Source organism: Neobacillus sp. KR4-4, assembly GCF_042136325.1.
Lineage (GTDB): Bacteria > Bacillota > Bacilli > Bacillales > Cytobacillaceae > Neobacillus.
In genome coordinates this window covers 77,835-102,966 of sequence record NZ_JBHHJU010000004.1, presented here as the reverse complement: position 1 = coordinate 102,966, position 25,132 = coordinate 77,835, and the positions used below count along the sequence as shown (strand labels likewise).

Sequence of the window (25,132 nt, the reverse complement as noted above, 5' to 3'; positions counted from 1 at the left end):
AGCGATTATTCCAAACGGACTAATCGCTTTTTTGTTACTCTAATTCATCCATGACTTGATCGTAGACTTCTTGTTTGTTAAAGTCTTCTCCCATTGGAAACTTGTTAATAAATTTATTGTTCTCATCAATTAAAAAGGTAAAGGTGGAGTGCACGAATTGGCCGTTTCCAGGATCTTTAAACTGAAACTGCATGGCATCGGTCACTTTTTTGATCTCTGCGCGGTCTTTTTTAATGTTCTGTTTATCTCCGGTTAAGAATAACCAATCCTCATTATTTTCAATCTCAAATCCTTGCATATAATCGGCTAATATCTGTGGTGTATCACGATAGGGATCGATAGTAATTGTCAAAAACTCAATATCCTTACCAAAAACGCCAACCTTCTGAAAATCTTTTTTCAAGTCAATCATCTTTTGTGTTGTAGTTGGACAAATGTCAGGGCAATGGGTATAGATAAACTCTACAAGTTTTAGTTTGGTTTTATCCTTACCAAAATTATAAGAATCCCCATTTTGGTCTATCAAGGTAATCTCTGCAGGTATTTTAGCATTTGCATCACGTACGAGAAAGAAAGAAATTCCTGCTGCAATTCCGATAAGCACAGCAAGACTGCAAATTAAATAAATCTTTTTCATAAATATCCCTCCTACTTTTAAGATAAAGAAGTTAGCAGAAAAAAGATATGGATAATTTGTGAACAAACCCAAGGACTTGAAAATGAAAACTATATCAATTCATCCTTCTCTAAGGAGCAATGGATCTTTATTTGCATATTCTATAAAATGAAGCAAATACTAAATTGACAAGTGTTGCCAGTTATTATATTCTTTATAAGAAATTAATTTTTCTAAAAACTTAGTGTTTAAAGGAGTATGTTTTATGTTAGGTGTCGTTCTTAACTAATCCAATCAATTGGATATGTTCATTCCTAGCTCCTCGTTCAATTTTTTCTTGAATGGAGGCTTATTTACGTATGTTTAGGAATGGAGTTAAGAACAATGGGCATCATTAGCATACATCTTCACCAATGTAGCTGTGTACCTCCGTGTAGACAGTTTTTATTTTGGGTAAATATTTTGTATGTAATATGAGTGAATGAGTTTTTTTCATGTGGCCGCAATGACATTGTTCATTGCGGCTATTTTTATTTCAGTTTAACTAGGCTGTTGATTTCCGCTTCAATCAACATAGTGCCAATATCAACAATGATTAACATAGTCAATTATTTAGGAGGTTAAAAAAGTGAATCAACATACTTTTACTACATTGGAATTTCAGCAAATCAAAAAGACTATTGCAAGTTTTGCCTTAACGCAAGAAGGGAAGGAAAAAATTGAGTGCCTGACACCATCGACAAATTTGAGGCAAATTGAAGCATGGCTGGATGAAGTGTCTGAGGCTGTAGAGATTTTAAAAAAGAGTGCTAGTGTTCCTGTTCATGGTTTGGATGGGATGGATGCCTTGTTAAAAAGTATGAATAAAGGAGTTGCACTAAGGGTTGACCAGTTGGCAAGGCTTTATGATTTTTTGGATTGTTGTAGAAAGATGCGCAAGTTTATGAAGGATAAAGAATATTATGCCCCAAGAGTATCATCCTACGTGAATGGAATTGATGAATTGCCGGAGCTTGCGAGTGAGATTATTCGCTGTATTCGGAATGGCCGCGTTGATGATTATGCTAGTAAAGAGTTATTAAAATTGAGGAAACAAATAGCGATTCAAGAGGAAAGGCTAAAAGAAAAAACACTTCAGTTGATTCGTTCCAATAAATATAAAAATTATTTACAGGAGAATGTTGTCAGTCAGCGAAATGGCCGCTATGTGATCCCTATTAAAAAAGAATATCGGAACAAAATAAAGGGAGTTGTCTTAGATACTTCTGCTTCTGGTTCAACTCTTTTTATGGAACCTGAAGAGGTTACGATGTTACAAGATCAATTAAATTGGTTATTCGGAGATGAAGAGGTCGAAGTTCAAAGGGTTTTAAATTATTTAACGGGATTGGTTGAAGAAAAAGAGCAGCAAATTCTTATGGCGATTGAAACGATGGTTCATTACGATGTTTTATTTGGAAAAGCAAAGTATGGCCGTTCAATTAATGGATCAAAGGTAAGTATAAACGAATCTGGTGAGTTGAAATTAATTTCTGCAAAACACCCGCTTTTAGGGGAAAAAGCTGTTCCGCTTTCCTTTACTTTAAGTAATGAACAACATGCATTAGTCATTACCGGACCAAATACAGGAGGGAAAACTGTAACGATAAAAACGGTGGGTCTCTTAACTTTAATGGTCCAATGCGGTCTTTTTATTCCCGCAGCACCAGAAAGTAGTCTGAATATATTTGAGAGTATTCTAGTCGATATTGGGGATGGGCAAAGTATTACTGAAAATTTAAGTACGTTTAGCTCACGAATGGTTAATATTATTGAAATTTTAAAAGAAACCCACCATCGCACCTTGGTTTTATTAGATGAATTAGGTTCGGGCACTGATCCTGGTGAAGGAATGGGGCTCGCTACAGCGATTTTAGAAACCCTGTATGAAAAGGGGGCGACTATTCTGGCAACAACCCATTATAGTGAAATCAAAGTTCTTGCTGAAACACATCCTGGATTTATTAATGGATCAATGGAGTTTGATCTACCCACTTTAAGTCCGACATACCGCTTACACATCGGGAAAGGAGGAGAGAGTCAGGCCTTTGCAATCGCATTAAAACTGGGAATGCATCCGAGAATTCTTGAGAGGGCTCATACTATCACTTATAAAGAAGAAAAGCAATTTACAACTGATATTACAGATGCATGGAAGCTAAAGGAATTGGAAAAACAGGTAATTATTAATAAATATAAGGACGTAAAGAAAAGAACGAAAATGGAGGTGAAAATCCCGCTCTTCCTACAGGGAGACAATGTAAAAATTTCACCTGCCAATGAGTTTGGGATTATCTATTCAGGTCCGGACCCTCTCGGAAATTACGTTGTACAAATAAAAGGGGAAAAGCAAGCAATCAACCACAAAAGAATCACTTTATATATCGCAGCAAAAGAGCTATATCCTGATGATTACGATTTTGATATTATTTTTCAATCCAAAGAAAACCGGAAAAAAGATAAACTGCTCTCAAAAGGACATCAGGAAAATATATCAATCGAACATAGAGAAGGAAATCATTAGGAAAAAAATCAAACCCTCAAGCCCGATTGCTTGAGGGTTAGTCATCCTCTATTCCTTTTTAATATCAAGATATCTTTCCGCAAGTAATCTCTTTACTTCATTATAACTCAAACCAGATTGGAGGTTTAACCGCTTTACTTCGTCAATATCAGTTCCTACTGATGTATATCTGCTTTGATTGGTCATCTTTTTCACAACTCCTAAAGAATTCTGGAAATGAAAAGCCGCTTTTTTGTGCATACTAATAAAAAAGGAGGCGGTTCCCATTTTTTACGGTAAAAGAGCAAAAGAAGAAGAAGTTGAAACGATCTTAGTTAATACTGAGATCTATTCATGCATAGCCGAAGCCTGCATAGGGTGGATGAGAAAGGACTTCGTTGCAGATGACTTACTATGCCCAATGTGTGGCAATGAAATGCTTCAAGAAATGAGAGAACTTCCGCAAATTTAAGAAATCACTATTCACTAAAGACTGTCAAGGAAGATTGACAGTCTTTTCTTCTCTTTCTACAGATTATCATTTTGCTGTTGAATTTCATCACCGCTAATCAAGGTGTTTGCTTCTTCCAGGTTTCTAAGTTCATCTACAGAATCCCCCGAAACTGTTTTCGTATTATTGATAACAGTCTCTTTTATTACGTTTCTATTTCGATAACTCTGGGAATCAGTCTTTATAGCCATGCATATCATCTCCTTATGTAAAGGTTTTGCATGAAGAAAAGGGATTATGCCTTCCTAAATCTCACCTAAAAGGTAAAAATTAATCATTACATGACATTTGAAATAACAAAAAAACTCTCCAAAGTGGAGAGCTTTTCAAGCTATTCTTCTTTTTTTGCTAAACATTTTTCGCATTCCATGAAATAGCTTTCTGCTTGTTCCTCCATGTGCTGACCACATTCTGAACATTGCTTCTTTGGTAAAGTACGGAAAAACTCAACTGGACTGATTAACATAATAAAACTCCTCCTTTATTAATACAGTTTATTTATTTCGTTCTTGTTATAGTACAGTATAGACGAAATTTATTAAAATGTGTAGACTTTTTTTTGAAAAATCAGCCTTTTTTTTAAAAAATCTTTTATCATATAAATGTTCATTCATCCATTTACTCATTCATGGATTGGAGATGTGTAGGTTAAAATAATAGGAAATTGAAGGTTCATGTGAATTTTGTACTTCCATAACAATTCTCATTCCATTACAATCATAGTAGAAAAGCTATAGATTTGGGGGGATGCTCGTAAATGAATGCAGTGGTAGGGACTTTTCAACCGTATTTCATCATAATTGCCATTGGTTTAACCATCATGGCATCTTTTACAGCATTAGATATTTTTACTTTAATAAAGTCTACAGAAAAAAATCAGCCACATCTGTTCCTAGGTGGCACATTTTCAATAGGTATCGGGATTTGGATCATGAATTTTATTGGACTTATTTCCGAAGATACAAACAGGTTTGCCAGTTATCATATTCCACTAACCATTTTGTCAATAATCATCGGGTTAGCATTCACAGGCATGGCCTTCCTATCATTATTAGGAAAACGAATGATGTTTTATCATTTGATCTTAGGAAGTTTATTTCTAACGATGGCCGTAGTTGCAACCCATCTAATCGGTTTATATGCCATGAATGTTGTTATAAAATATCACGTAATATTGCTTCTTTTTTCAGGGCTTTTAATCTTTGCTTCTTTTTTATTCTCATTATGGATTATTTCTTCTTCGAAAAGTTTTACTCGAAATAACCAGGTTTGGTTAAAACCAATTAGTGCGATTATTATGTCGTTAGCTATTATTGAAGGTCATTTTCTATTGACTAGAGCTTTGAACACGTCAATAAGTGATAGTCTGAATGGGTCAAGTGCAGATAGTCCCTTTTTTATTTATTTGGTATTATTCTTAACTATTCTCATTATTGGAGGGCTAATTGCATCAAGTACATTAATTAGTAAACAACTTGTAACATCCGATGCAGACCTAAAGGACATTAAAGCTGCTCTCGATGCCTCGACCATTGTTGCTATAACAGACCCTCATGGAACGATTATCTTTGTAAATGATAAGTTTGAAGAGATTTCCAAGTATACAAAAGAAGAAATTCTGGGTCAGAATCACCGGATCTTAAATTCTGGTTACCATTCTAAAGAATTTTTTAAAGATTTATGGTCCACGATTCGGTCAGGAAAGATTTGGCGTGGAGAAATCCGTAATAAAGCCAAGGATGGGTCTTTTTATTGGGTGGATACCACGATTGTGCCTTTTTTGAATAAAAAAGGGAAACCTGTCCAATATGTTGCAATTCGCTCGGATATTTCGGACAGAAAAAAGGCTGAAGGCCATCTGAAAGAAACCGTTAAAGAGAATGTTGATATAAAATTTGCACTTGACCAATCCTCGATTGTTGCATTTACGGATGCAAAAGGAGTTATCACCAGTGTTAATGAAAAATTCTGTGAGATTTCGAAATACAAGCGGGAAGAAATAATTGGCAGAGATCATAATATTTTAAATTCAGGTTTCCATTCAAAAGAATTTTTCAAAGATCTTTGGAAGACCATTGGTTCTGGAGGAGTATGGAAGGGTGAAATAAGAAATAAAGCCAAGGATGGTACTTATTATTGGGTGGACACAACGATTGTTCCCTTTTTAAATGATCAAGGAAAGCCATATCAATATCTTGCCATCCGAAATGACATAACCGAACGGAAGAAATCTGAGGAAATCCTCCATCGGCAGGATAAATTGGCTGCGGTTGGTCAATTAGCTGCGGGTGTTGCCCACGAAATTCGTAATCCACTCACTTCAATGAAGGGATACGCGGAATTTTTACAGCTGGATGAAAAGGACCCCGAGCGAATTGAGTTTTTAAGCATTATTCTCGATGAAATTGAACGAGTTAATACTATTGTTGAGGACTTTATGGTATTAGCAAAGCCAAAAGCCGTGGAATTAGAAGAAAAGAATGTAGTTCCTGTAATTAAGAATGTTGTCTCATTGCTTGAATTTGAAGCAAGAAAGAAAAATGTCGGTTTAACATTTGATTGCAATCAGGAAATTATTCAAATTGAATGTGATGAGAATCGTTTAAAACAGGTATTTTTAAATTTCATCAAAAATGGAATTGAAGCTATGCCAAACGGCGGGGAACTACATGTAAAAACAATCATCCACGATAATAATGTTCAAATTTCTATTCAAGATACAGGTGTGGGCATTTCTAAGGAGAAATTAAAGAAACTTGGCGAGCCGTTTTATACAACGAAGAAGAACGGGAACGGTTTAGGATTAATGGTGAGCTTCAAAATCATTGAAAGTCATAATGGGAAGGTCTTTGTAGAAAGCGAACCTAATAAAGGGACCACCTTTAATATCTTATTGCCTGCCAAAACTGCTTAAAAAACGGGAGAACGATTCTCTCGTTTTTTTATTACTCAATTTTTCAAAAAATAGACACATATATTGAGAAAAAAGAATCTACAATTAAAATATATAGATTATTATTATTATATAGTTACAATGCTTTTTATAGAGGAGTGAACATGTTGGGAGATTCTAATTTAGTCAAAACGATCTGCGGATATTGTGGAACGGGATGTGGCCTAGTCCTTGAAGTTCAAGACAACCGAATCATGAAAATTCGTGGTGATAAGGATGCACCTGTCAACAAAGGACAAACATGTGTAAAAGGTGCATTTGCCTATGAATATGTACATGCTAAGAATAGATTAACAACCCCATTAATTCGTAAAGCTGGTAAGTTGGTTGAAACGACGTGGGATGAAGCCTATCAATACATTGCCACTAAATTATTAAGCATCAAAACATCATGGGGACCAAATGCAATATCTATGTTTGCTTGTGCACGGAGTACCAATGAATCCAATTATATAACACAAAAATTCATGAGAACGGTCATCCAGAGTAATAATATTGATGGCTGCAATCGAACCTGACACGCTCCTAGCGTTGCCGGTCTGGCAACTGTTTTTGGAAGCGGTTTCCCAACGAATACTTTGGAAGATTTTGAGCGGGCAGAGGTGCTGCTTTTAATGGGGTCGAATACAACAGAGGCACATCCAATTATCGCTAATCGCATAAAAAAAGCGGCAAAAGCCGGCCTGAAAATAATCGTTATTGACCCAAGAAGGATTGATATGGTGAAAGTTGCTCACCGTCATCTGCAAATTAATGTCGGTACAGATATTGCACTGATCAATGCTTTCATTCGAATTATCCTGAAAGAAGGGTTATATAACCCTGAGTATATTAAACAATTTACGGTCGACTTTGAGAAACTTGAAAAACAAGTTGAACCATATACTCCTGAATTTGCTGCAAGCATTACTGGTTTGCAATCAGAAGATATTGTCGCTACAGCTAGGGAGTATGCTTCAGCAAGCTGTTCAATGATAGCATATACACTTGGTATTACAGAGCATCACTGTGGTGTTAATAATGTATTTGATATCGCCAATCTTGCTTTATTAACCGGAAATATTGGAAAACCAGGAACTGGAATTATGCCATTAAGGGGCCAGAACAATGTCCAAGGTGCTGGGGATATGGGATGCCTGCCAAACCAATTAGCTGGAGCAATGAGTTTAGCAAATGACGAATTCCGTAGCCGATATGAAAAAGAATGGAGAGTCGAATTAAATCCGCAGGCAGGCGATACACAAACGCGTACATTTGACCGCTTAGAAATGGGTGAACTAAAGGCACTATATATTATTGGTGAAAATCCTCTACTTGCCGATGTTCATATGAACCATACGAAAAAATTGCTTGAGAAATTAGATTTGTTAGTTGTTCAAGATATTTTCATGACCGAAACAGCCAAAATGGCAGATGTTGTTTTACCAGCTCGTTCATGGGGAGAAGTAGATGGTACTTATACCAACACAGATCGAAGAATTCAAAGGGTTCGCAAAGCAATTGAGGCACATCCAAATGTGAAAGAGGATTGGGAAATCCTTTGTGAATTATCCACAATTATGGGTTATCCGATAACCTATAAAAATAGTGAAGAGATTTGGGATGAAGTGAGGAAACTTGCTTGGGAGATGTATGGTGGTATCTCTTACGAGAGGCTCGAAAAAGAGTATAGCATCCACTATCCATGTCCGGACGAAAATCATCCTGGAACTTTTATCATGCATGAGAGGTTTCATCAGCATGAAGTGCCAACGAAAAAATCACCATTTGTTCCGGTAGATTACACAGCTCCTTTAGAGTTACCAGATCATGACTATCCATTTACACTAACGACAGGCCGTCGCTATGAATCTTATAATACCCATTCTCAAACTCGTCATTATGCTTCGGGTGTAAAGGTGAAACAAACGGAAGAGACCTTAGATATCTCTCCTTCTGATGCAGCAGCTCTAGGAATTATTGATGGAGAAGTGGTCAGGGTTCGTTCACGAAGAGGGGAGCTTGAGGTAAAGGCAAAGGTTACAGAACAGGTGGTACCAGGCTTGGTCTTTATGAGTTTTCACTGGAGTGAAACACCAACAAATGTATTAACATTAAATGAATACGACCCTATTTCAGGAACCGCCGAATACAAAGCATGCGCAGTTGCAATTGAAAAGGTCTAAAAATTATTTTAGAAGACGCAGTTTAATGACTGCGTTTTTTTTATGTGATTGTTTAGGTCACTGTTAATTTTGGCATCCTGTTGATTGGAACGTAAGGCGCGAGACTCCTGCGGGAGTACGGGGCAGGGGAGACCCCGCAGGAGCAAAGCGACGAGGAGGCTTCCCGGCACGCCCGCGGAAAGCGAAGCGCCTGAAGTGGAAATCAACAGACAAATTAAAGGAACGATACAAAAAAACAAGCCGGGATTACCCGACTTGCTGTGTAAGAGCTTTAGCTGCAGTTGCTTTCCTTTGATAAAAATACCAGTTAAGCACAAAGGATATAACATAAAAACCGATAAAGAAGTAAAAAGCAGTAACTGGTGTGCCAGTAGCGTTAACTGACCATCCGAATAACTTTGGTATAAAGAATGATCCATAAGCTGCAAATGCTGCTGAAAAGCCAATAACTGGTGCGGCTTCTTTCGGAATAAACAGGTTAGGAATCATTTGGAACGTTGAACCTGAACCAATTCCAGAAGCAATGAAAAGTACTAAGAAAGCTACTAAGAACCCAGCAAACTGTTTGCCATTTAGGAAGTAAATAACCCCCGCTGCGCCAATTCCCATGATAATTAAAACATATGAGGTCACCTTTGCACCACCGAGTTTGTCAGCCAACCAGCCGCCTACAGGTCTTGCCGCCGCTGCTACTAAGGCTCCAAGGAAGGCAAGTGAAATATGCTCAGGAAATTGTGATCTTAAAAGGAGCGGGAAAGCCGCTGAATAGCCAATGAATGAACCAAATGTTGCTATATAAAGAGCTGTCATTATCCAAGTGTGTTTACGTTTTACGATGACAAATTGATCCGCTACAGATTGTTTTGCACCAGGAACATTATCCATTTTAAACATAGCTAGTATTGTTAAAATTACAATTGGAATAACCCAGATAAATGCTGCATTTTGTAACCAAACTTTCTCACCATTTGCTAACACTTGATTGCTGCCGACTAGTGCAAAAGTTCCTGAAGTAACAATTAACGGTGTAACAAATTGAACAACAGATACCCCCATGTTACCCAAACCACCATTAATACCAAGTGCTGTTCCTTTTTCTTTCTTGGGAAAGAAAAAGCTAATATTCGCTGAAGAGGATGAGAAATTTCCACCGCCAAGACCACAAAGAGCTGCTAGTAACAACATGATTGAAAATGGTGTCTCCGGATTCTGAACTGCAAAACCAATTCCAATCGCAGGAATGGCTAAGACAGCTGTTGAAATCACAGTCCAGTTCTTACCACCAATTGAGCCAACAGCGAATGTATAAACAAAACGAAGTGTTGCACCAACCAAACCAGGCACAGCTGCAAGTGTAAAGAGTTGTTCTTCAGTAAAATGGAAGCCAATGTCGTTAAGCCTAACAGCAACCACGGACCAAATTTGCCAGACAATAAATGCGATCATCAATGATGGTACGGAAATCCATAAATTTCGACGTGCATGTTTTTTTCCTTCTGCTTTCCAGAACTTTTCATCTTCTGGGTTCCAGTAATTAATTCGGGCCATTATTTATTCCCCCTAAAGTGCTTTAATTTTTATTTTCAAAAGTATTTGTGTTTGTGTTATTAATATAAATCAGATGGTAACATGAAATTTGTGACGTACGTCACAAAAATGGTGAACGAACTGTGAACTCAAGGCGGATGACAAAAAGTTGTAATAATTTGATCCTTAGCATAACGAAAGGAGACCTTCCACACACGGAAGGTCTCCTTTTGTTATGCTTATTTAGGATTTTTCATTATCCTCATAAAACATACCTACATAGTTTTTTGTTTCTCCAACGTCATCTTTAATGGCCGTAATGGTAAGCCATTCTCTGTAAATTTCATTATTTTTACGTTTATTCCAAATGTACCCTTCCCAAACGCCATTGGTCTTTAGACTCTCCCACATTTGATTGTAAAATTCATGCCCATGTTCCCCGGATTGAAGTACACTTGGGGTTTTACCTACAACTTCGGCCTGACTATATCCGGTAATTTTCGTAAATGCAGGATTTACACTTTGAATGATTCCGTGAACATCGGTTACACAAATACCGTCTAAAGCATGATTAACAATCTTAGCAGAAATATCTAACTTATCTTGGTAATATAGCCAAACTACTATAACCAGACTTGCTAAAGAAAACTCCGAAAGAGACATAAACCCTATTGCATAATGTCCAGTCCAATTAAAGAGTATGGTAAGAATAACTGGAGGGAAAAAACCACCAAGCCCCCCCATGGCAGAAACAATACCATTCACAATTCCAGCTTGCTTTGAAAAATATAATGGGACTAATTTAAAGATCGCCCCATTTCCAATCCCTGCGAAGAAAGCAACTAATAAGCAGCCAAATGAATAAATTGGCAGCGAGGGAGTAAATGACAATAGAAATCCTGCAAAAGTTAGGCTAAAGAAAACAGCCATTAAAATAAGAAACGGATTAATTTTATCGCCTAACCATCCCCCAATTGGTCTAAAAATTGTGGCTAAGGCAATAAAACCGGCTGTCCGAAGTCCTGCATCCACTTTATCCAATTCAAAGTGATTGACTAAGAACGATGGTAAATAAATGGTGAAGGCTACGAAGGAACCAAACGTGATAAAATAAAATAAACTTAGAAACCATAGTTTAGGATTTTTATACACCTCTTTGATTTGGTCAGGTAAGGAAATGTTTACTTTTCGTTCCTTTCTGTCCCCTAATATTAAATTTAAAAGGGCAAAGAGAAGTACAACGAGCAGGTAGATTTTTATCGTATTTCTCCAACCATATGCGGTAGCAAGAACAGGTGCTGAAAAGGAAGTAATGGCCGTTCCAATATTACCTGCTCCGTATATTCCATTAATAAACCCATGCTTTGATTTCTCATAATATTTTGGAAGAGAAGTTACACCAACAGAAAAGACTGCACCTCCAATCCCAAGTAATAACCCGCCAATGATAAGCGTACTCAAGGAATTTGCATAGCTTAACAATGCAATAGGAATAAGTAGTATAATGAAACTAATTGTAAATAAAAGACGAGCACCATAGCGATTTGTCCAATAGCCAATCGGTACACGGAGAAGTGAGCCGAGGATAACAGGGACAGCTGTTGCCCATGCAATTTGTGAGGAAGTAAGTTGAATATCTACTTTTATAAAAGGCATAAGTGATGATATAAGTACCCAAACCATAAAACCAGCAACAAGGCTTCCAGTTTGTATAAAAAGTTGTTTTGATCCTTGTTTCATAAAAATCCTCCTTTAATTCCCATGCCATCTTATTATTTCCTCAATCTTACGTTATATATTAAGAAATATGTTCATAGGCATGGAAGATTTTTCTTCTTGTATTATAGAACAACGAGCATTTGACTTTCAGTGAGGTATGACACACATTTGACACAAATATTTTTAATGGGAGAGATAGATAATGAATTTTCTTGAAAAACGAACATTGGATGAACGAATCGAACTTATGAGTAGCCTTTCGAAACAGTTTAAAATGCGTGCACATCAAATAGACATTGAGGGCGCCTTTCCTTATGCAAATATTCTGGACCTTAAAAGTTCTGGATACACTTCATTAACTGTCCCCTCTAGGTATGGCGGACAGGAAATTGAACTTTACGAACTCATTCGACTCCAAGAAAAGATAGCCGAAGGTGATGGGGCAACTGCTCTTTCCATCGGATGGCATATGGGCATTATCATGAATCTCAATGAAAAAAACTCATGGAAGGAGCCTGTCTTTAAGGAAATTTGTGAACAGGTGAAGAAAGGTGCATTAATAAATAGTGCTCAAAGCGAACCGAAAACAGGTAGTCCTACTCGGGGTGGAAGACCGGAAACAACAGCGGAAAAGTGTAAGAGAGGCTGGAATATTAATGGAAGAAAAACGTTTACGACGATGTCTCCTGTCCTTGATTACTTTATCGTTAGTGCGACCATTAAAGATACAGATGAAGTGGCCAATTTTCTAATCCCTCGAACGTCAAAAGGGATAATGATTGAAGAAACATGGGACAGTATCGCTTTAAGAGGGACAGGCAGTCATGACTTAATTCTTGAGGATTGTTTTGTGGAAGCTGAAAATCTTGTCGAAGAGTTTAGTACCACAGGAAGAAAAGTGAATGGATGGCTCTTACATATACCAGCTTGTTATCTTGGTATAGCAAAAGCCGCCCAAACTTATGCTATTCAATTTGCAAAGGAGTATTCTCCTAATAGTATCGTAGGGCCGATCATCGATTTACCAAATGTACAACAAAAACTGGGTGAGATGGAACTAAAGGTCATGCAGTCCGAGTACTTTTTATATGGGGCGTCTAAACAGTGGGATTCTTCAAACACTGAGGATAGAGAAAAAATGGGCGCTCATTTAGGGGCAGCTAAATTAACTGTGACCAATCTAGCTATTGAAATTGTTGACTTAGCCATGCGTATCGTGGGAGCAAAAAGTCTTTCATTAAGTAATCCATTGCAAAGATATTATCGGGATGTAAGAGCCGGACTTCATAATCCTCCGATGGATGACATGACTCTACAATTATTAGCAAAGCATAGTATCCAAAACATGGAGTAAGGCAGGAATCCTATCCTGCCTTTTTATTGTGTATAAAAAAATCGTTATTTGATTTCACACCACTCACCAAAAAATTTATTCTTCTACTAACTCTCCAATGTCAACAGTTGATCGTTCTTCCAATGGACCGCGTAAATGAACTGTGGCAGTATGTCCGTCTTCATTTAATTGATCAATCCATACTGATGCACCATTATACTTGACTTCGATATCTGCTGAAGAAGACAAAATCTGCTTAACTCGGTTAATATGCATGTGATTCACTCCTAGTCATTTATTAGGTAATTCAAAAAGGTTTTCAATCGCATTCTACTATTATTTAGTGGGTAATTTTTCATTCTAAGGGTAGTCAATATGTACACCATTGATCGTTCCTGGCTCATCCACCTCTTCCAGGCTATTTATATAATGATTGAGTTCTATCTGCATTTCCTTCGGTGCACCAGGCTTTAAATGCCAATTTCCTGGTTCATCAACAAAATATGGGCTCTTTGTAAAGTCAGGCCTTATTCTGGGCATGGGATTCTCCTTCTAAATGTTCTTCTTTCCTCTGTGTATATACTTTCCAATGTTTACAAAGTTCATTCAAGTAAACATGGCTCCATTTTTGTAAAAGATAAGGCTAAATTCATATTGCTCCCAAATTCATTCAGGTTTAATATATGTAGAAATGGAAACTTAATGGAACGTATCACGTATTAAATAAAAATTTGAAACTAAAATAAGACTTATTCGTCTTATATAAATGAGGACCTGAAAATAGTCATGTCCAACAAATAAATAACATAGAAATAGAAATGACCAATTTAAAAATGGCTAAAGTATCAGCAAATAATGTAGATTTATGTTGATAAGAATTGGAAGATATAACATGAGTTTTGTTTTTATTTTGAGAAGAAATGTGATATAGTAATTGAGGTTCGTTTACCGGAGCTTAATTGGTAAGTGAGGGGAGAAATTTTTAAATGAATAAAATTAGACTACCTAAAACATTAAAAAATAGTCATATTACATTTTTTGCGGCTGCAGTTGTTTTATTTTGGATCAAAACATATGCAGCATATCAAATTGAATTTAACTTAGGTATTGAAAATAATTTACAAAAGTTTCTACTTTTGATAAATCCTTTAAGTTCAGCACTTTTCTTCTTTGGGTTAGCACTGCTGTTTAAGAAGCGTTCAAAGTTAATTATGATTTTAATTAACTTCCTTTTATCATTCTTATTATATGCGAATATCGCCTATTATCGCTTCTTTAATGATTTCATTACGGTGCCAGTGTTGATGCAAACTAAGACGAATGCTGGTCAGCTTGGTGACAGTGCACTTTCGTTAATGTCTCCTTTTGATATTTTTTATTTTACAGACATGTTTATATTAATTGCATTAGCATTAACAGTCTTCAAAAAAGTAACGGTATCGAACAGAAAAACCTATAAAATTGTTCTATTATTTTCAATCACTACTTTTCTATTTAATTTAGGTTTAGCGGAAAAGGATCGTCCACAACTACTGTCACGATCTTTTGACCGAAATTATTTAGTAAAATACCTTGGGGCGTACAACTTTACTATCTATGATGTTATCCAAAATATTAAGTCCTCTAGTCAGCGTGCGTTGGCTGATAGCAGTGATATTACAGATGTGGAGAACTACCGTAAAGCAAATTATGCTGCCCCAAACCCAAAATACTTTGGTAAAGCTAAGGGTATGAATGTAATTTATATTTCTATGGAATCCTTTCAAAGTTTTATGATTAATTATAAAATGCCTAACGGTCAAGAAGTAACACCATTTTTAAATTCATTGACACATGATAAAAATACCTTCTATTTTGATAATTTCTATCATCAAACAGGTCAAGGAAAAACATCGGATGCCGAATTCTTAATGGAAAACTCACTTTATCCAATGGCACAAGGTGCAGTTTTTGTTAACAAAGCCCAAAACACGTATCAAGCTATGCCATCGATTTTAAAAGGACAAGGATATAGTTCTGCAGTATTACATGGTAACTATAAAACATTCTGGAATCGAAATGTGATCTATAAAGCTTTTGGCTATGATAAATTCTTTGATGCAGAGTACTATAGCATGTCAGATGAAAATACAAAAAACTATGGAATGAAGGATAAGCCTTTCTTTAAGGAATCTATCCCATTACTTGAAAGCTTAAAGCAGCCGTTCTATACAAAGTTCATTTCATTGTCCAATCATTTTCCTTTTGAAATGGATCCAGAGGATACAAATTTTCCTGCTGGTGATTATGGAGATACGGTTGTAAACCAATATTTCCAATCGGCAAACTATATGGATCAGGCGTTCGAGCAATTCTTTAATGATTTAAAAGCAAACGGTTTGTATGATAATACCATTATTGTTATGTATGGTGACCATTACGGCATTTCTGAAAACCATAACGATGCAATGGCAAAGGTTATGGGTGTAGACGAAATCACTCCTGCAATTAATGCAAAATTACAGCGTGTTCCATTATTTATTCATGTACCTGGTGTGAAAGGCGGTATACAACACCAAGTTGGCGGGGAAGTCGACGTTCGTCCAACCGTTCTTCATTTATTAGGTATAGATACGAAAGATTATATGGAATTTGGTTCAGATTTACTTTCTAAACAACACCGTAATTGGGCATTATTTAGAAATGGTGATTTTGTAACTTCAAATGCCATCCAGATTAATGAGAAATGCTATTCTTCTGCAACGGGTGAATTATTAGAGGATAATACTACATGTAAGGATGTAGATAGCAAAGTCAATATGGAACTTAATATGTCTGATGAGATTGTTTACAAAGACTTACTACGTTTCTATAAGCCAGAAGGTTACACACCAATTAACCCTAACGATTATGAATATTTAGGTCCAAAAGGTGACACTGAGACATCAGGTGAATAACACTGTTAAAGAGAGAAGAAGCGATACTTCTCTCTTTTTCTTTTGCTGCAAAAATTATAGGAAATAACATTAAGGGGAACTTGCAATGTACAAGAGAATTTACCAATTAATCATTTCATTACTCGTCATTATGGCTATTATTCTCACTGGATGTAATGATAGCGAAACCTTAAAGGATAAGAATGACACAGGACCGACTTCTCCTATCAAGAATAAAGAAGTGAATACGAATGAAACGAGTGATTCTTCACCTTCTCAATTAGAAATCCCAGAGCAGAAAACTGCTCATAAGAAATTGCTTCCTGCTACCATTGTAAAGAATGTCGATGGGGATACCGTTGAGATTAATCTTAATGGGACCGTCGAAAAGGTCAGAATGCTCTGTGTGGATACACCAGAGACACACCACCCCCGATTAGGTGTTCAACCATTTGGACCGGAAGCGTCTGAGTATACTAGGAAGATTCTCGCTGTCGGTACAAAAGTCGAAATAGAACCTGGAATTGGTGAGGGACGGGATAAATATGGTCGGTTACTTGCTTATATTTATGTAAATGGAAAAATGTTTAATGAAATGCTGCTTGAGGAAGGACTTGCACGAGTAGCCTATATCTATGCACCCAATACTCAATATGTTGATGAATTTTATGCGATCCAAAAGAAAGCACAAAAAAAGGGTATAGGCATTTGGTCCATTGAAAATTATGCCCAAGAGGATGGGTATAACACTGATAATACTAAGAGCGCTGATGAAAAAAAGTCAAATCCATACACATCATCTGGAAAAAGTTATGAAAATAACCCAAATGATGATCAAGAAACTAACTTGGATTGTAAAGGGAAAATTAAAGGGAATGCTAATTCCCATATTTATCATGTACCTGGTGGTAGTTTTTACGAATCCACCACAGACAATATCGTCTGGTTCTGTTCAGAAAAAGAAGCACAGGATCAAGGCTATCGGAAGTCCAAGCGTTAGAATAATTTGTTTATAGGCAGCAGCAGGCATTTACATGCTTGCTGCTTTTTATTAATAGGCTGTGTTAAAGAATAATGTAGATTTTGGAACTCTGTTGATTGGAGTGGAAGGCACGAAGACTCCTGCGGGAGTACGGGGCAGGGGAGACCCCGCAGGCGCTAAAAGCGCTGAGGAGGCTCCCCGGCACGCCCGCGAACCGCTTGTGCCTGGAACGGAAATCAACAGACTAGTTTAACACAGCCTAATAATAAAAAAATAGCCATGCACCAATTGTTAGCATATAATAAATAAAATATATTATTTTAAAAAAGTTAGGAGAGAGATCGCATGAGAGACGTTACCTTATTGAATATATTTGAACATCATATTGCCCAAAAATATTTGAATCGTTCAGGTCTTGCCCATGCGATTGCGGTTGCCTACCATGCTTTTCAACTTGGGAAGGATCATCAACTGGATGTGGACATTGCTGCAAAAGCAGGACTCCTCCATGACATGGGTCATTATACATGGTATAAAAATGGAAAATGGGATTATGACTTATACAAACAAAATGATATTCACCCAATCAAAGGGGCGGAAAGGGCTCATAAGCTCTTGATTCGCCTTGGTGAGAATCCAATCAAAGCCAAGACAATCGCACTTGCTATTTTGTTTCATACCGACTCATTTTTGCCATCCAACGATATTGTTCGAACGCCATTACAGCAAATTGTTAAATGGGCCGATGAAAAGGATGAAGAAGAGGGCGGAATGCATCATTATCGGACGATTGAATATGAACGAGCCAGACAAAGCATTATCCGCTTAGACGAATGGATCGATAAAGAATGTATATAAAGTAATGGCGGTGCACATGCACCGCCATGTTTCATTCATTTACTGCCTAGAAAAACCTTCCTCTTTTAAAAACATCTCAGCTTCCTCATAGGTATCAAAGGTTGCATCCAGGTTTAACCCGTAATAGATATTCCAGGATTCATTTTCTTCCACTAGAATTAGAACACTATTTTCACTATCTACCCAACGCTCCTCGTTTGAATCTCCAATAATCGCTTCTTCTGCAGCTGTTTTTTCTACTGGAGATAAGGATTGAATCGATTGTTTTAACAATTTACGGAGTTGGTCTTCAGAGTAATCACGGATATTGACCATTCCTTTTTCATCTGAATCATAATTGTCCAACTGACCAGCATAAATAAATCCATTCCCGTTTGGGTGTAAGTGATAAACAATGTTTTTCTTATCTGAGACACTGCCTTCGAACTGAAAATTGACTCGTCCTAGTGAAACATTTTTTCGTTCCAATTCAGGAAATGATTCGATAATCGCTAATTTTTCATTATATGTAAGCATAGTTTCCTCCGTCTATTTAAGTAAATCCTCTTACATCATACAGATATTTTACCCAAAGGTAAAATCTTTTACGAAAGGACGCGTATGAATACGTTTTTTTGAATATGTATTGGAAAATATTCATAAATGGTGTAAAATTACACCAAGAAGAAAAAATGGTATAATTTACATTTTTGTATGATTGTGGGGAGATTTTATGGATTTGAATATACGAGAAGAGCATGGGAAAATTTTTAGAAAAGAGTTATACACATTAAAAGAGGAGGGGTACCTTTCCAATGAAATAGTCGACATAGTTTCAAGAGCACATCACCAATATCATTTAGATTTAATCGAAATAGAGACAAAGCCTCCCATAAATGAAAAAAACTTACAAGTCCATTCGCAAGTGCCAAAAAAACCTGCGAAAGTGATGAAGACACGAACACCAGAAGAGATTCGTGAAAGAAATATTACGTGGTTATTAAACATCGGAGTAATCTTCTTACTTATCGGAGGATTGTTTGTTGCCACAAGTAATTGGGAATCTATGACAAATTTCATGAAAAGTGGGTCCATTGCAATTGTTGCTATCTTATTTTATGGAATTGCCTTTCTAACGAAAAAAATATTAAAAATAGAAAAAACTGCTTTTGCCTTTAGTGTCTTAGGAAGTTTGTTTTTACCAATATTTATTCTCTCTTTGGGATGGTTTGGTCTATTGGGATACTATTTATCAATTTATGGGGAAGGGCGTTATTTACTCGGAATGCTGGGCAGCTTGCTGCCAGTTATTGTTTACTATTTTTTTGCAAAAAGCTTAGCATCAAGATTATTTGTTTGGTTCGCCTTTGTGTCGGTATCTTTAGGGATGGCCTTTCTTTTAGCTAGCTTCCATCTGAAAATTGATTTCTTCTACCTGGGTATGATGATTTTCAATGCCATCTTTATTTTTATTTATCATAAGTTAAAGAATAGGGAATCAATCAAACTTTTCACGAAGGAATTTATCCCGTATGTCCAAGTGAATCTCGTTTTGTGTACACTATTTATGCTTTTTCTCTATGATAACAAGGTTTTATACAGCTTCAATTTGCTATTAACAGCGATTATATATTTATCAATGATGTATGTGAGCGGCAGAAAGGAATATCATTTCATTTTTAGTATCATGATTGTTTATGGTGCTTATCAGTTAATTGAGCACAGTTTCCTGGATTCTTTTGGGGCGATCATTTATGCTCTGATCGGATTTGGAATGGTCTTTGTTCCAAGGGCTTTGAATAACCAGTTTTCATTAAATAAAGCATTTCAATATACAAGTGCAATAATATCCGGAATGGCATTTATTTATATAAGTCTCGAAGGAATTCTCCTGCGTGCAGGGAATCCGTCGTTAGTTCTTATGCTCGCTTATTTTATCATTGCAGCTAACTTTGTTTATTTGTCCCAGCACGGTTCAAGAAGGTTATTTCCGTATTTAAGCGCTGTTTTTGCAGCCTCCAGCATTTATGAAATTATTGCATTACTAAGCCAGCCTTTTGATGCAATAAATTTAGCTCTACAATTATCTATTACAGGGTTTATCCTATTTAGTATATTAGGTATTGCGCAACTTTCAATGCACGTAAAGAACATTCAGACTGCCTCCAGAGATGTTGGGTTATCGGTCATGGTACTTGCTATAATGATGGCTATTTCGTTGTTATTATGGTGGGAATTAGGTGTTCTCTTATGCCTACTTATGGTGGCTTCCTATTTAGTTTATAAGAGAGAAGCAAGGATTTTCCTAAAGGAAGCTGCTGTATGGATTACTCCTAGTTTACTTGGTCTATCCATCGCTGCTTTTGGAGAAGAAATTAATAGTAATTTTTCTTTTTATCTTAGAGAATTTGGGTATGGAGTTAATTTTGCTATCGCAGCCATCCTTGTTTTATTATCTAGTTTTGTGTGGAGAGCTGTAGGGGAAAAGAGGTTGGATAAAATCTCTTTGTATACATCCCATGCACTTTATACTGTGGCCATCCTCCAAGCATTGTTTAATCACATAAACCATGTTTGGGTTCAACCGCTTATTTTGTTAGTTGGAATTGGAATGTATTATTATTTGTATAAAAAGCTTGGTACGAAGTGGGTTCCTTTTTTAGTAAGTATTACGGCACTGATTTCCTATTTTTCAATCATCCAGGCGATTATGCTATCCTTTAGTTTAAGTCATACCATACATTCTTTAATTACTTCTACTAGTGCAGTGATCATGCTGGTGATCGCCTATCTCTTACGGAAAAATGATTTGAACCTATCATTTGCGTTTGGTTGGGTAGGACACAGCATTTATCCACTGACGCTATTATTCACATGGTTCGCATTTCAGACAGACGCTATTTACAGCTTTATCTTGGCGTTGTTTGTCTATGCAATGAGCACAAAGTTGATGACTGTCGAATGGAAAATTAAAGCCTTTCTTTATGGGAGTTTTACTTCCGTATTCTTTATAGTTTCATCTGGCCAAGAGCTAATAATTAATCAATCTTTTGGAAACTATGAGTTTGTGTTTACTAGTGCGCTACTTCTCTTGTTTGTTTTCTTCACAAACGATGAATATAAAAAACGGACTGCTTACTATTTAGTCCCTTTTTCAATAATTGGAATTGTGTTAACGTTGATTACTTATCCGTTTGATTTGCTTCCATATCTTGTTACGCTTGCCTATGCTTTAGGAACAGTGGTTTATTTGCATAAAATCCACTGGGATGTGTTAGGAATTGTTCCGTTATTTTTAGTATTTATTGCTACAGTAGAATTTATTTATATGGGGGACATAGGTGATATTGCTAGACTGCTAGTCACTGGAGTGGCAGGAATTGTCCTTTCGATAATAGGCCAATTGGTTTACAAACAGCTAGTTGAATATGGACAAAAAATTCAGCAAATAAAATTAGATGGTTTTACACTAGTTTCATTCATGTTTTTTAGTCTTATGTATATGTTCGAGGATCCATTTATCTGGAGTCGTGCAATACCGGGTGTGTTGATCGCCATTTCTTTTTTTCTGCAAAGAAAAAGAGTGCCTGAAAGGTTATCGGTCCTAATGACCATACTTGGAGGAGCCTATTTATTACAACCATATTATTCAATCATAGCTAAACTTAATATACCAGCATTATGGGAGCGGGAAGTAGTTGTTCTTCCCTTTATAATATTGATAATTTTCATTCGACGTTGTTTAAAGGGGCGATATGCGGAGATAACAAAAGCTGTCCAATGGGGGGTCCTGCTCGTCGTTTCATTATTATTAATTCAAGATGGTTTGGCGAGCAACACAATTTATGATGCAATCATTGTCGGAACACTTTCCTTGTTGTCGTTGATGGCAGGAATGTTCTTACAAATTAAATCATATTTCTTTGTAGGAGTTGGCGTTTTATTATTAAACGTATTCCTGCAAACAAGACCGTACTGGGGGAATATGCCGTGGTGGTTCTATTTATTAATTGCCGGCCTAATCTTAATTACGGTTGCCAGCTTTAATGAATGGAATAAACAAAAAGCGAATAAAGGAGAAACCACTTTTATTATGATTCTCAAGGAGAAAGTAATTGGTACAATGAAAAAATGGGATTAAAGGGATCTAACGTTCAATTCAATTTTAATTGATTGATAATATAAAAAATGTTATAATGAATTTAATAAAATAACTGTTGTATCTGGAGGAGCCTGTCACCAAGGGATTACTATGTCCCGTGGTTGACGGGCTTTTTTGTATTTAAAAAGGGTCTGTTAATACACAGACCCTATTATTTTTTTAAGGAGGAGGATTGGATGGAATTAATTTTAGAATTAGCGATTATTTTATTTGCCTCAAAGATTGCTGGTGATATTAGTGTTAAATTAGGCCAGCCTTCAGTTTTAGGAAAGTTATTAATTGGGGTTATTATCGGACCTGCGGTCTTGGGGCTAATTTCAGAAACGAAAACCATTGCAGACCTAAGCCAAATTGGTGTGATCTTGTTAATGTTTATCGCCGGGCTGGAGACTGATATCCATGAATTTAGACGGACTTGGAAGGCATCAACCTTTGTAGGGATCAGCGGAATCATTGTTCCTTTATTGGCTGGTTATCTGACGGGGATTTTGCTGCATATGTCAACCATCGAAGCATTATTTTTAGGATTATTACTATCTGCAACTAGTGTAAGTATTTCTGTTCAAGCATTGAAAGAGTTAAATATGATTCAATCTAAAGAAGGGACAACAATTTTAGGTGCAGCAGTTATTGATGATGTTCTTGTGATCATTGCTTTAGCCTTCCTCATGAGTATGGCTGGAGACGAAGTTAATTTAAATATGATGATTATGAAAAAGGTCCTCTTTTTCACGGTTGCTATTTTAGTAGCTTGGAAGATTGTACCATGGCTTTTAAAGAAATTTGCTCCACTAAAGGTTACAGAATCACTTGTCACAGGTGCATTAATTATATGTTTCCTGTTTTCTTTTGCTGCGGAATTAACAGGTGTTGCGGGCATAATTGGTGCCTATATCGCTGGGGTTGCGATTGGTCAGACAGATTATAAACATAAAATATTTAAGAAAGTGGAGACCATTAGTTATTCTATTTTCGTTCCAGTATTTTTCACTTCGATTGGTTTGTCAGTAAGTTTTGATGGAATCTCTCAACATTTAGGGCTTATGTTGGGCCTTAGTATCCTTGCGATTTTAACCAAATTAATTGGTGCAGCAGCAGGTGCAAAAATGGCAAGCTTTTCTTGGAAGAACTCCCTAGGAATTGGTGCAGCCATGGTTTCACGTGGAGAGGTTGCGTTAATTATTGCCACAATAGGTTTAGAAAGTAAATTAATCACAGAGGAACTTTTTGCTGTATTAGTAGTTGTTGTACTAGTGACAACCATTGTTACACCACCGATGATGAAGTTCTTTTTCAACCAAAGTAGTAAACGAACAACCATGAAAAACACCGCATGATATAAATAGAAACTTATTAATAGACTAATAAAATCCAGCCAAGATTGCTTTGGCTGGATTTTTACTTATGATACCGACTTTAATGAATTAGTCTCAGAGTTCTTACCTAAAGTTCTTAAACCAATAATAAATCTTATGGTAAAAATGACTGCAGCGATGATAATTAAGACCCCGCACAGTGCTCCAACTTGATCCGCTCCTGTCCACTCTGGTAAGTGTTCAGCCCAGCGACGCGGGGTACTTATTTTTCCAGCATAAAGGAAGGAGCCTGCTAAACCCGTAAAGAAGAAAAAATAGGTAGAGATAGCCAAATTATCGATTCCCTTTTGCTTTTGTGTTCCTTCAGTTTTTGTGAAATAGTACATAAAACCGAAGATCATCGCAATAACACCCATTCCCATGTACGTGTGGAAATGGCCTGGCACCCATTTTGTATTGTGCATCACATGGTTCACTACGATTGTAGCATCAATAATCGCAGGTACTGCACCAGCGACCCAGCCGAACATTGCTAGAAACATCATACTTGAAGCAAAGTCCCATTTAACAGCCGAGCGGAACACAATCATCAATGCTCCATATGCAGTGACAACCATGACAGGTAAACCATTTGCATAAGAAAATATTTGACCGATAATTAACATCCATCTTGGTACTGCAAAATCCATTAACAAATGATGTGTATAAATCATTAAAGTAAACAGAGTGGAAAAATTCCATGCAATTAGGAAGGCTTTATTGGATTTCCAGGGACGTCCAGTATATTCAGAGAGCACTTCATAGACGGCAATAACTGCCATATAAATGGTGCAATTAGCAAAAATATGGCCAAATGCATAGGTTAAGTGTTTTGCGAGCATTGGATCGAAGGTGAACTTTGGATTAAGTATATTAACAATTGATTCAACTATGGCTGTAGCACCTGCTAAGATTCCAGTGGAGTTAGCGATAATGACCATTGTTGTGGCAACAACAGCAGCAGGTGGTCCATATCCCTTTTTGCCCCTGAAAATATAATCCCAGCCTAGTGATTTACCTAGACCGCCATATTCTTTGATCAGCCTTGCTGCTAAATAAAAATACATGACCAAATAGCCAATGCCTAACAGTAATAGCCCAAATAAAAAGAATAGTGCACCTGCTGATCCATTTAGTTTTGCTGAGGCAGATGGAAGGGGATAAAGGAATGTCCAACCATCAGAAAAATTAAAAACAAAAATAGCGGCAAGTATCATAACCACACCAATCAAAGATAAGATGAGGTTGGTAAAGAAAACCTTTGGATTCAAATGAATATATTTCGATAAATAATACCACATGATGGCGCTTCCGCCCAGTGCGGCGATACCGATCATTCCTGTTCCGTGAATGGTCATTACTTTATAAAACAATTGAGCAGAAATTTTTACGACATTTCCTTGATTTAATAACATCATCACTCCGAAAAACATCATGAAAACCAGAACCACAGAGGTAACCATCAATGAAAATGCAACGCCTTTTTTAATCTGTTTCCGAGCTTTACTTTCCATA

At 36.7% G+C, this 25,132-nt stretch carries 21 protein-coding genes; 11 read left to right on the top strand and 10 right to left on the bottom strand.

The window, feature by feature from the left end:
- Positions 1-34: 34 nt before the first annotated feature.
- On the bottom strand, positions 35-637 hold the full coding sequence (locus tag ACE198_RS05590) for an SCO family protein (protein WP_375374932.1): 603 nt from the start codon (positions 635-637) through the stop codon (positions 35-37).
- A 607-nt stretch (positions 638-1,244) separates the two neighbouring features.
- On the opposite strand from ACE198_RS05590, the gene ACE198_RS05585 reads away from it, so the two are divergent.
- Complete coding sequence (locus ACE198_RS05585; RefSeq protein WP_375374931.1) at positions 1,245-3,179, top strand: endonuclease MutS2; 1,935 nt, start codon at positions 1,245-1,247, stop codon at positions 3,177-3,179.
- A 48-nt stretch (positions 3,180-3,227) separates the two neighbouring features.
- Here the strand turns inward: ACE198_RS05585 and ACE198_RS05580 are convergent, their stop codons facing one another.
- On the bottom strand, positions 3,228-3,365 hold the full coding sequence (locus tag ACE198_RS05580) for a hypothetical protein (protein WP_251462267.1): 138 nt from the start codon (positions 3,363-3,365) through the stop codon (positions 3,228-3,230).
- Between the two features lie 46 nt (positions 3,366-3,411).
- On the opposite strand from ACE198_RS05580, the gene ACE198_RS05575 reads away from it, so the two are divergent.
- Positions 3,412-3,630: a cold-inducible protein YdjO-related protein gene (locus ACE198_RS05575; protein WP_251462270.1), complete on the top strand. Its 219-nt coding sequence runs from the start codon at positions 3,412-3,414 to the stop codon at positions 3,628-3,630.
- Positions 3,631-3,686: 56 nt separating this feature from the next.
- On the opposite strand, the gene ACE198_RS05570 is transcribed toward ACE198_RS05575, so the two are convergent.
- Together ACE198_RS05570 and yhfH are read right to left on the bottom strand one after the other, a co-directional pair.
- Complete coding sequence (locus ACE198_RS05570) at positions 3,687-3,860, bottom strand: hypothetical protein (RefSeq protein WP_375374930.1); 174 nt, start codon at positions 3,858-3,860, stop codon at positions 3,687-3,689.
- Between the two features lie 140 nt (positions 3,861-4,000).
- Entirely contained in the window at positions 4,001-4,135 is a 135-nt protein-coding gene (gene yhfH, locus ACE198_RS05565; RefSeq protein ID WP_081825336.1) for a protein YhfH, read from the bottom strand.
- 291 nt (positions 4,136-4,426) lie between these two features.
- On the opposite strand from yhfH, the gene ACE198_RS05560 reads away from it, so the two are divergent.
- Together ACE198_RS05560 and fdhF are read left to right on the top strand one after the other, a co-directional pair.
- Positions 4,427-6,583: a PAS domain S-box protein gene (locus ACE198_RS05560; protein WP_375374929.1), complete on the top strand. Its 2,157-nt coding sequence runs from the start codon at positions 4,427-4,429 to the stop codon at positions 6,581-6,583.
- 143 nt (positions 6,584-6,726) lie between these two features.
- Complete coding sequence (gene fdhF, locus ACE198_RS05555) at positions 6,727-8,787, top strand: formate dehydrogenase subunit alpha (RefSeq protein ID WP_375374928.1); 2,061 nt, start codon at positions 6,727-6,729, stop codon at positions 8,785-8,787.
- 246 nt (positions 8,788-9,033) lie between these two features.
- Here fdhF and ACE198_RS05550 read toward each other — a convergent pair whose 3' ends face one another.
- Complete coding sequence (locus tag ACE198_RS05550; RefSeq protein ID WP_375374927.1) at positions 9,034-10,335, bottom strand: NarK family nitrate/nitrite MFS transporter; 1,302 nt, start codon at positions 10,333-10,335, stop codon at positions 9,034-9,036.
- Positions 10,336-10,557: 222 nt separating this feature from the next.
- Positions 10,558-12,054 (bottom strand): nitrate/nitrite transporter, encoded by a 1,497-nt coding sequence (locus tag ACE198_RS05545; protein ID WP_375374926.1) that lies wholly within the window; start codon positions 12,052-12,054, stop codon positions 10,558-10,560.
- Between the two features lie 181 nt (positions 12,055-12,235).
- On the opposite strand from ACE198_RS05545, the gene ACE198_RS05540 reads away from it, so the two are divergent.
- Complete coding sequence (locus tag ACE198_RS05540; protein WP_375374925.1) at positions 12,236-13,387, top strand: acyl-CoA dehydrogenase family protein; 1,152 nt, start codon at positions 12,236-12,238, stop codon at positions 13,385-13,387.
- Positions 13,388-13,462: 75 nt separating this feature from the next.
- Here the strand turns inward: ACE198_RS05540 and ACE198_RS05535 are convergent, their stop codons facing one another.
- Both ACE198_RS05535 and ACE198_RS05530 read right to left on the bottom strand, forming a co-directional pair.
- Positions 13,463-13,642: an H-type small acid-soluble spore protein gene (locus tag ACE198_RS05535; protein ID WP_098574980.1), complete on the bottom strand. Its 180-nt coding sequence runs from the start codon at positions 13,640-13,642 to the stop codon at positions 13,463-13,465.
- 84 nt (positions 13,643-13,726) lie between these two features.
- Entirely contained in the window at positions 13,727-13,906 is a 180-nt protein-coding gene (locus ACE198_RS05530) for a hypothetical protein (RefSeq protein WP_375374924.1), read from the bottom strand.
- Between the two features lie 446 nt (positions 13,907-14,352).
- Between ACE198_RS05530 and ltaS the strand changes: the two genes are divergently transcribed.
- From ltaS to ACE198_RS05510, 4 genes are all read left to right on the top strand, one after another.
- Entirely contained in the window at positions 14,353-16,302 is a 1,950-nt protein-coding gene (ltaS, locus tag ACE198_RS05525; RefSeq protein WP_375374923.1) for a lipoteichoic acid synthase, read from the top strand.
- 85 nt (positions 16,303-16,387) lie between these two features.
- Complete coding sequence (locus tag ACE198_RS05520; protein WP_375374922.1) at positions 16,388-17,281, top strand: thermonuclease family protein; 894 nt, start codon at positions 16,388-16,390, stop codon at positions 17,279-17,281.
- Between the two features lie 61 nt (positions 17,282-17,342).
- Positions 17,343-17,516, top strand: coding sequence for a multidrug transporter (locus ACE198_RS05515; protein WP_375374921.1), 174 nt, complete (start codon positions 17,343-17,345; stop codon positions 17,514-17,516).
- Positions 17,517-17,608: 92 nt separating this feature from the next.
- Entirely contained in the window at positions 17,609-18,121 is a 513-nt protein-coding gene (locus ACE198_RS05510) for an HD domain-containing protein (RefSeq protein WP_375374920.1), read from the top strand.
- 39 nt (positions 18,122-18,160) lie between these two features.
- Here the strand turns inward: ACE198_RS05510 and ACE198_RS05505 are convergent, their stop codons facing one another.
- Complete coding sequence (locus tag ACE198_RS05505) at positions 18,161-18,637, bottom strand: hypothetical protein (protein ID WP_098574976.1); 477 nt, start codon at positions 18,635-18,637, stop codon at positions 18,161-18,163.
- Positions 18,638-18,833: 196 nt separating this feature from the next.
- Between ACE198_RS05505 and ACE198_RS05500 the strand changes: the two genes are divergently transcribed.
- Together ACE198_RS05500 and ACE198_RS05495 are read left to right on the top strand one after the other, a co-directional pair.
- Entirely contained in the window at positions 18,834-22,241 is a 3,408-nt protein-coding gene (locus tag ACE198_RS05500) for a hypothetical protein (protein WP_375374919.1), read from the top strand.
- Positions 22,242-22,438: 197 nt separating this feature from the next.
- Entirely contained in the window at positions 22,439-23,599 is a 1,161-nt protein-coding gene (locus ACE198_RS05495; RefSeq protein ID WP_375374918.1) for a cation:proton antiporter, read from the top strand.
- 65 nt (positions 23,600-23,664) lie between these two features.
- Here ACE198_RS05495 and ACE198_RS05490 read toward each other — a convergent pair whose 3' ends face one another.
- The gene (locus ACE198_RS05490) at positions 23,665-25,131 is read right to left on the bottom strand and encodes a cbb3-type cytochrome c oxidase subunit I (protein WP_375374917.1); all 1,467 of its coding nucleotides are present in this window, start codon (positions 25,129-25,131) and stop codon (positions 23,665-23,667) included.
- Position 25,132 lies beyond the last annotated feature (1 nt).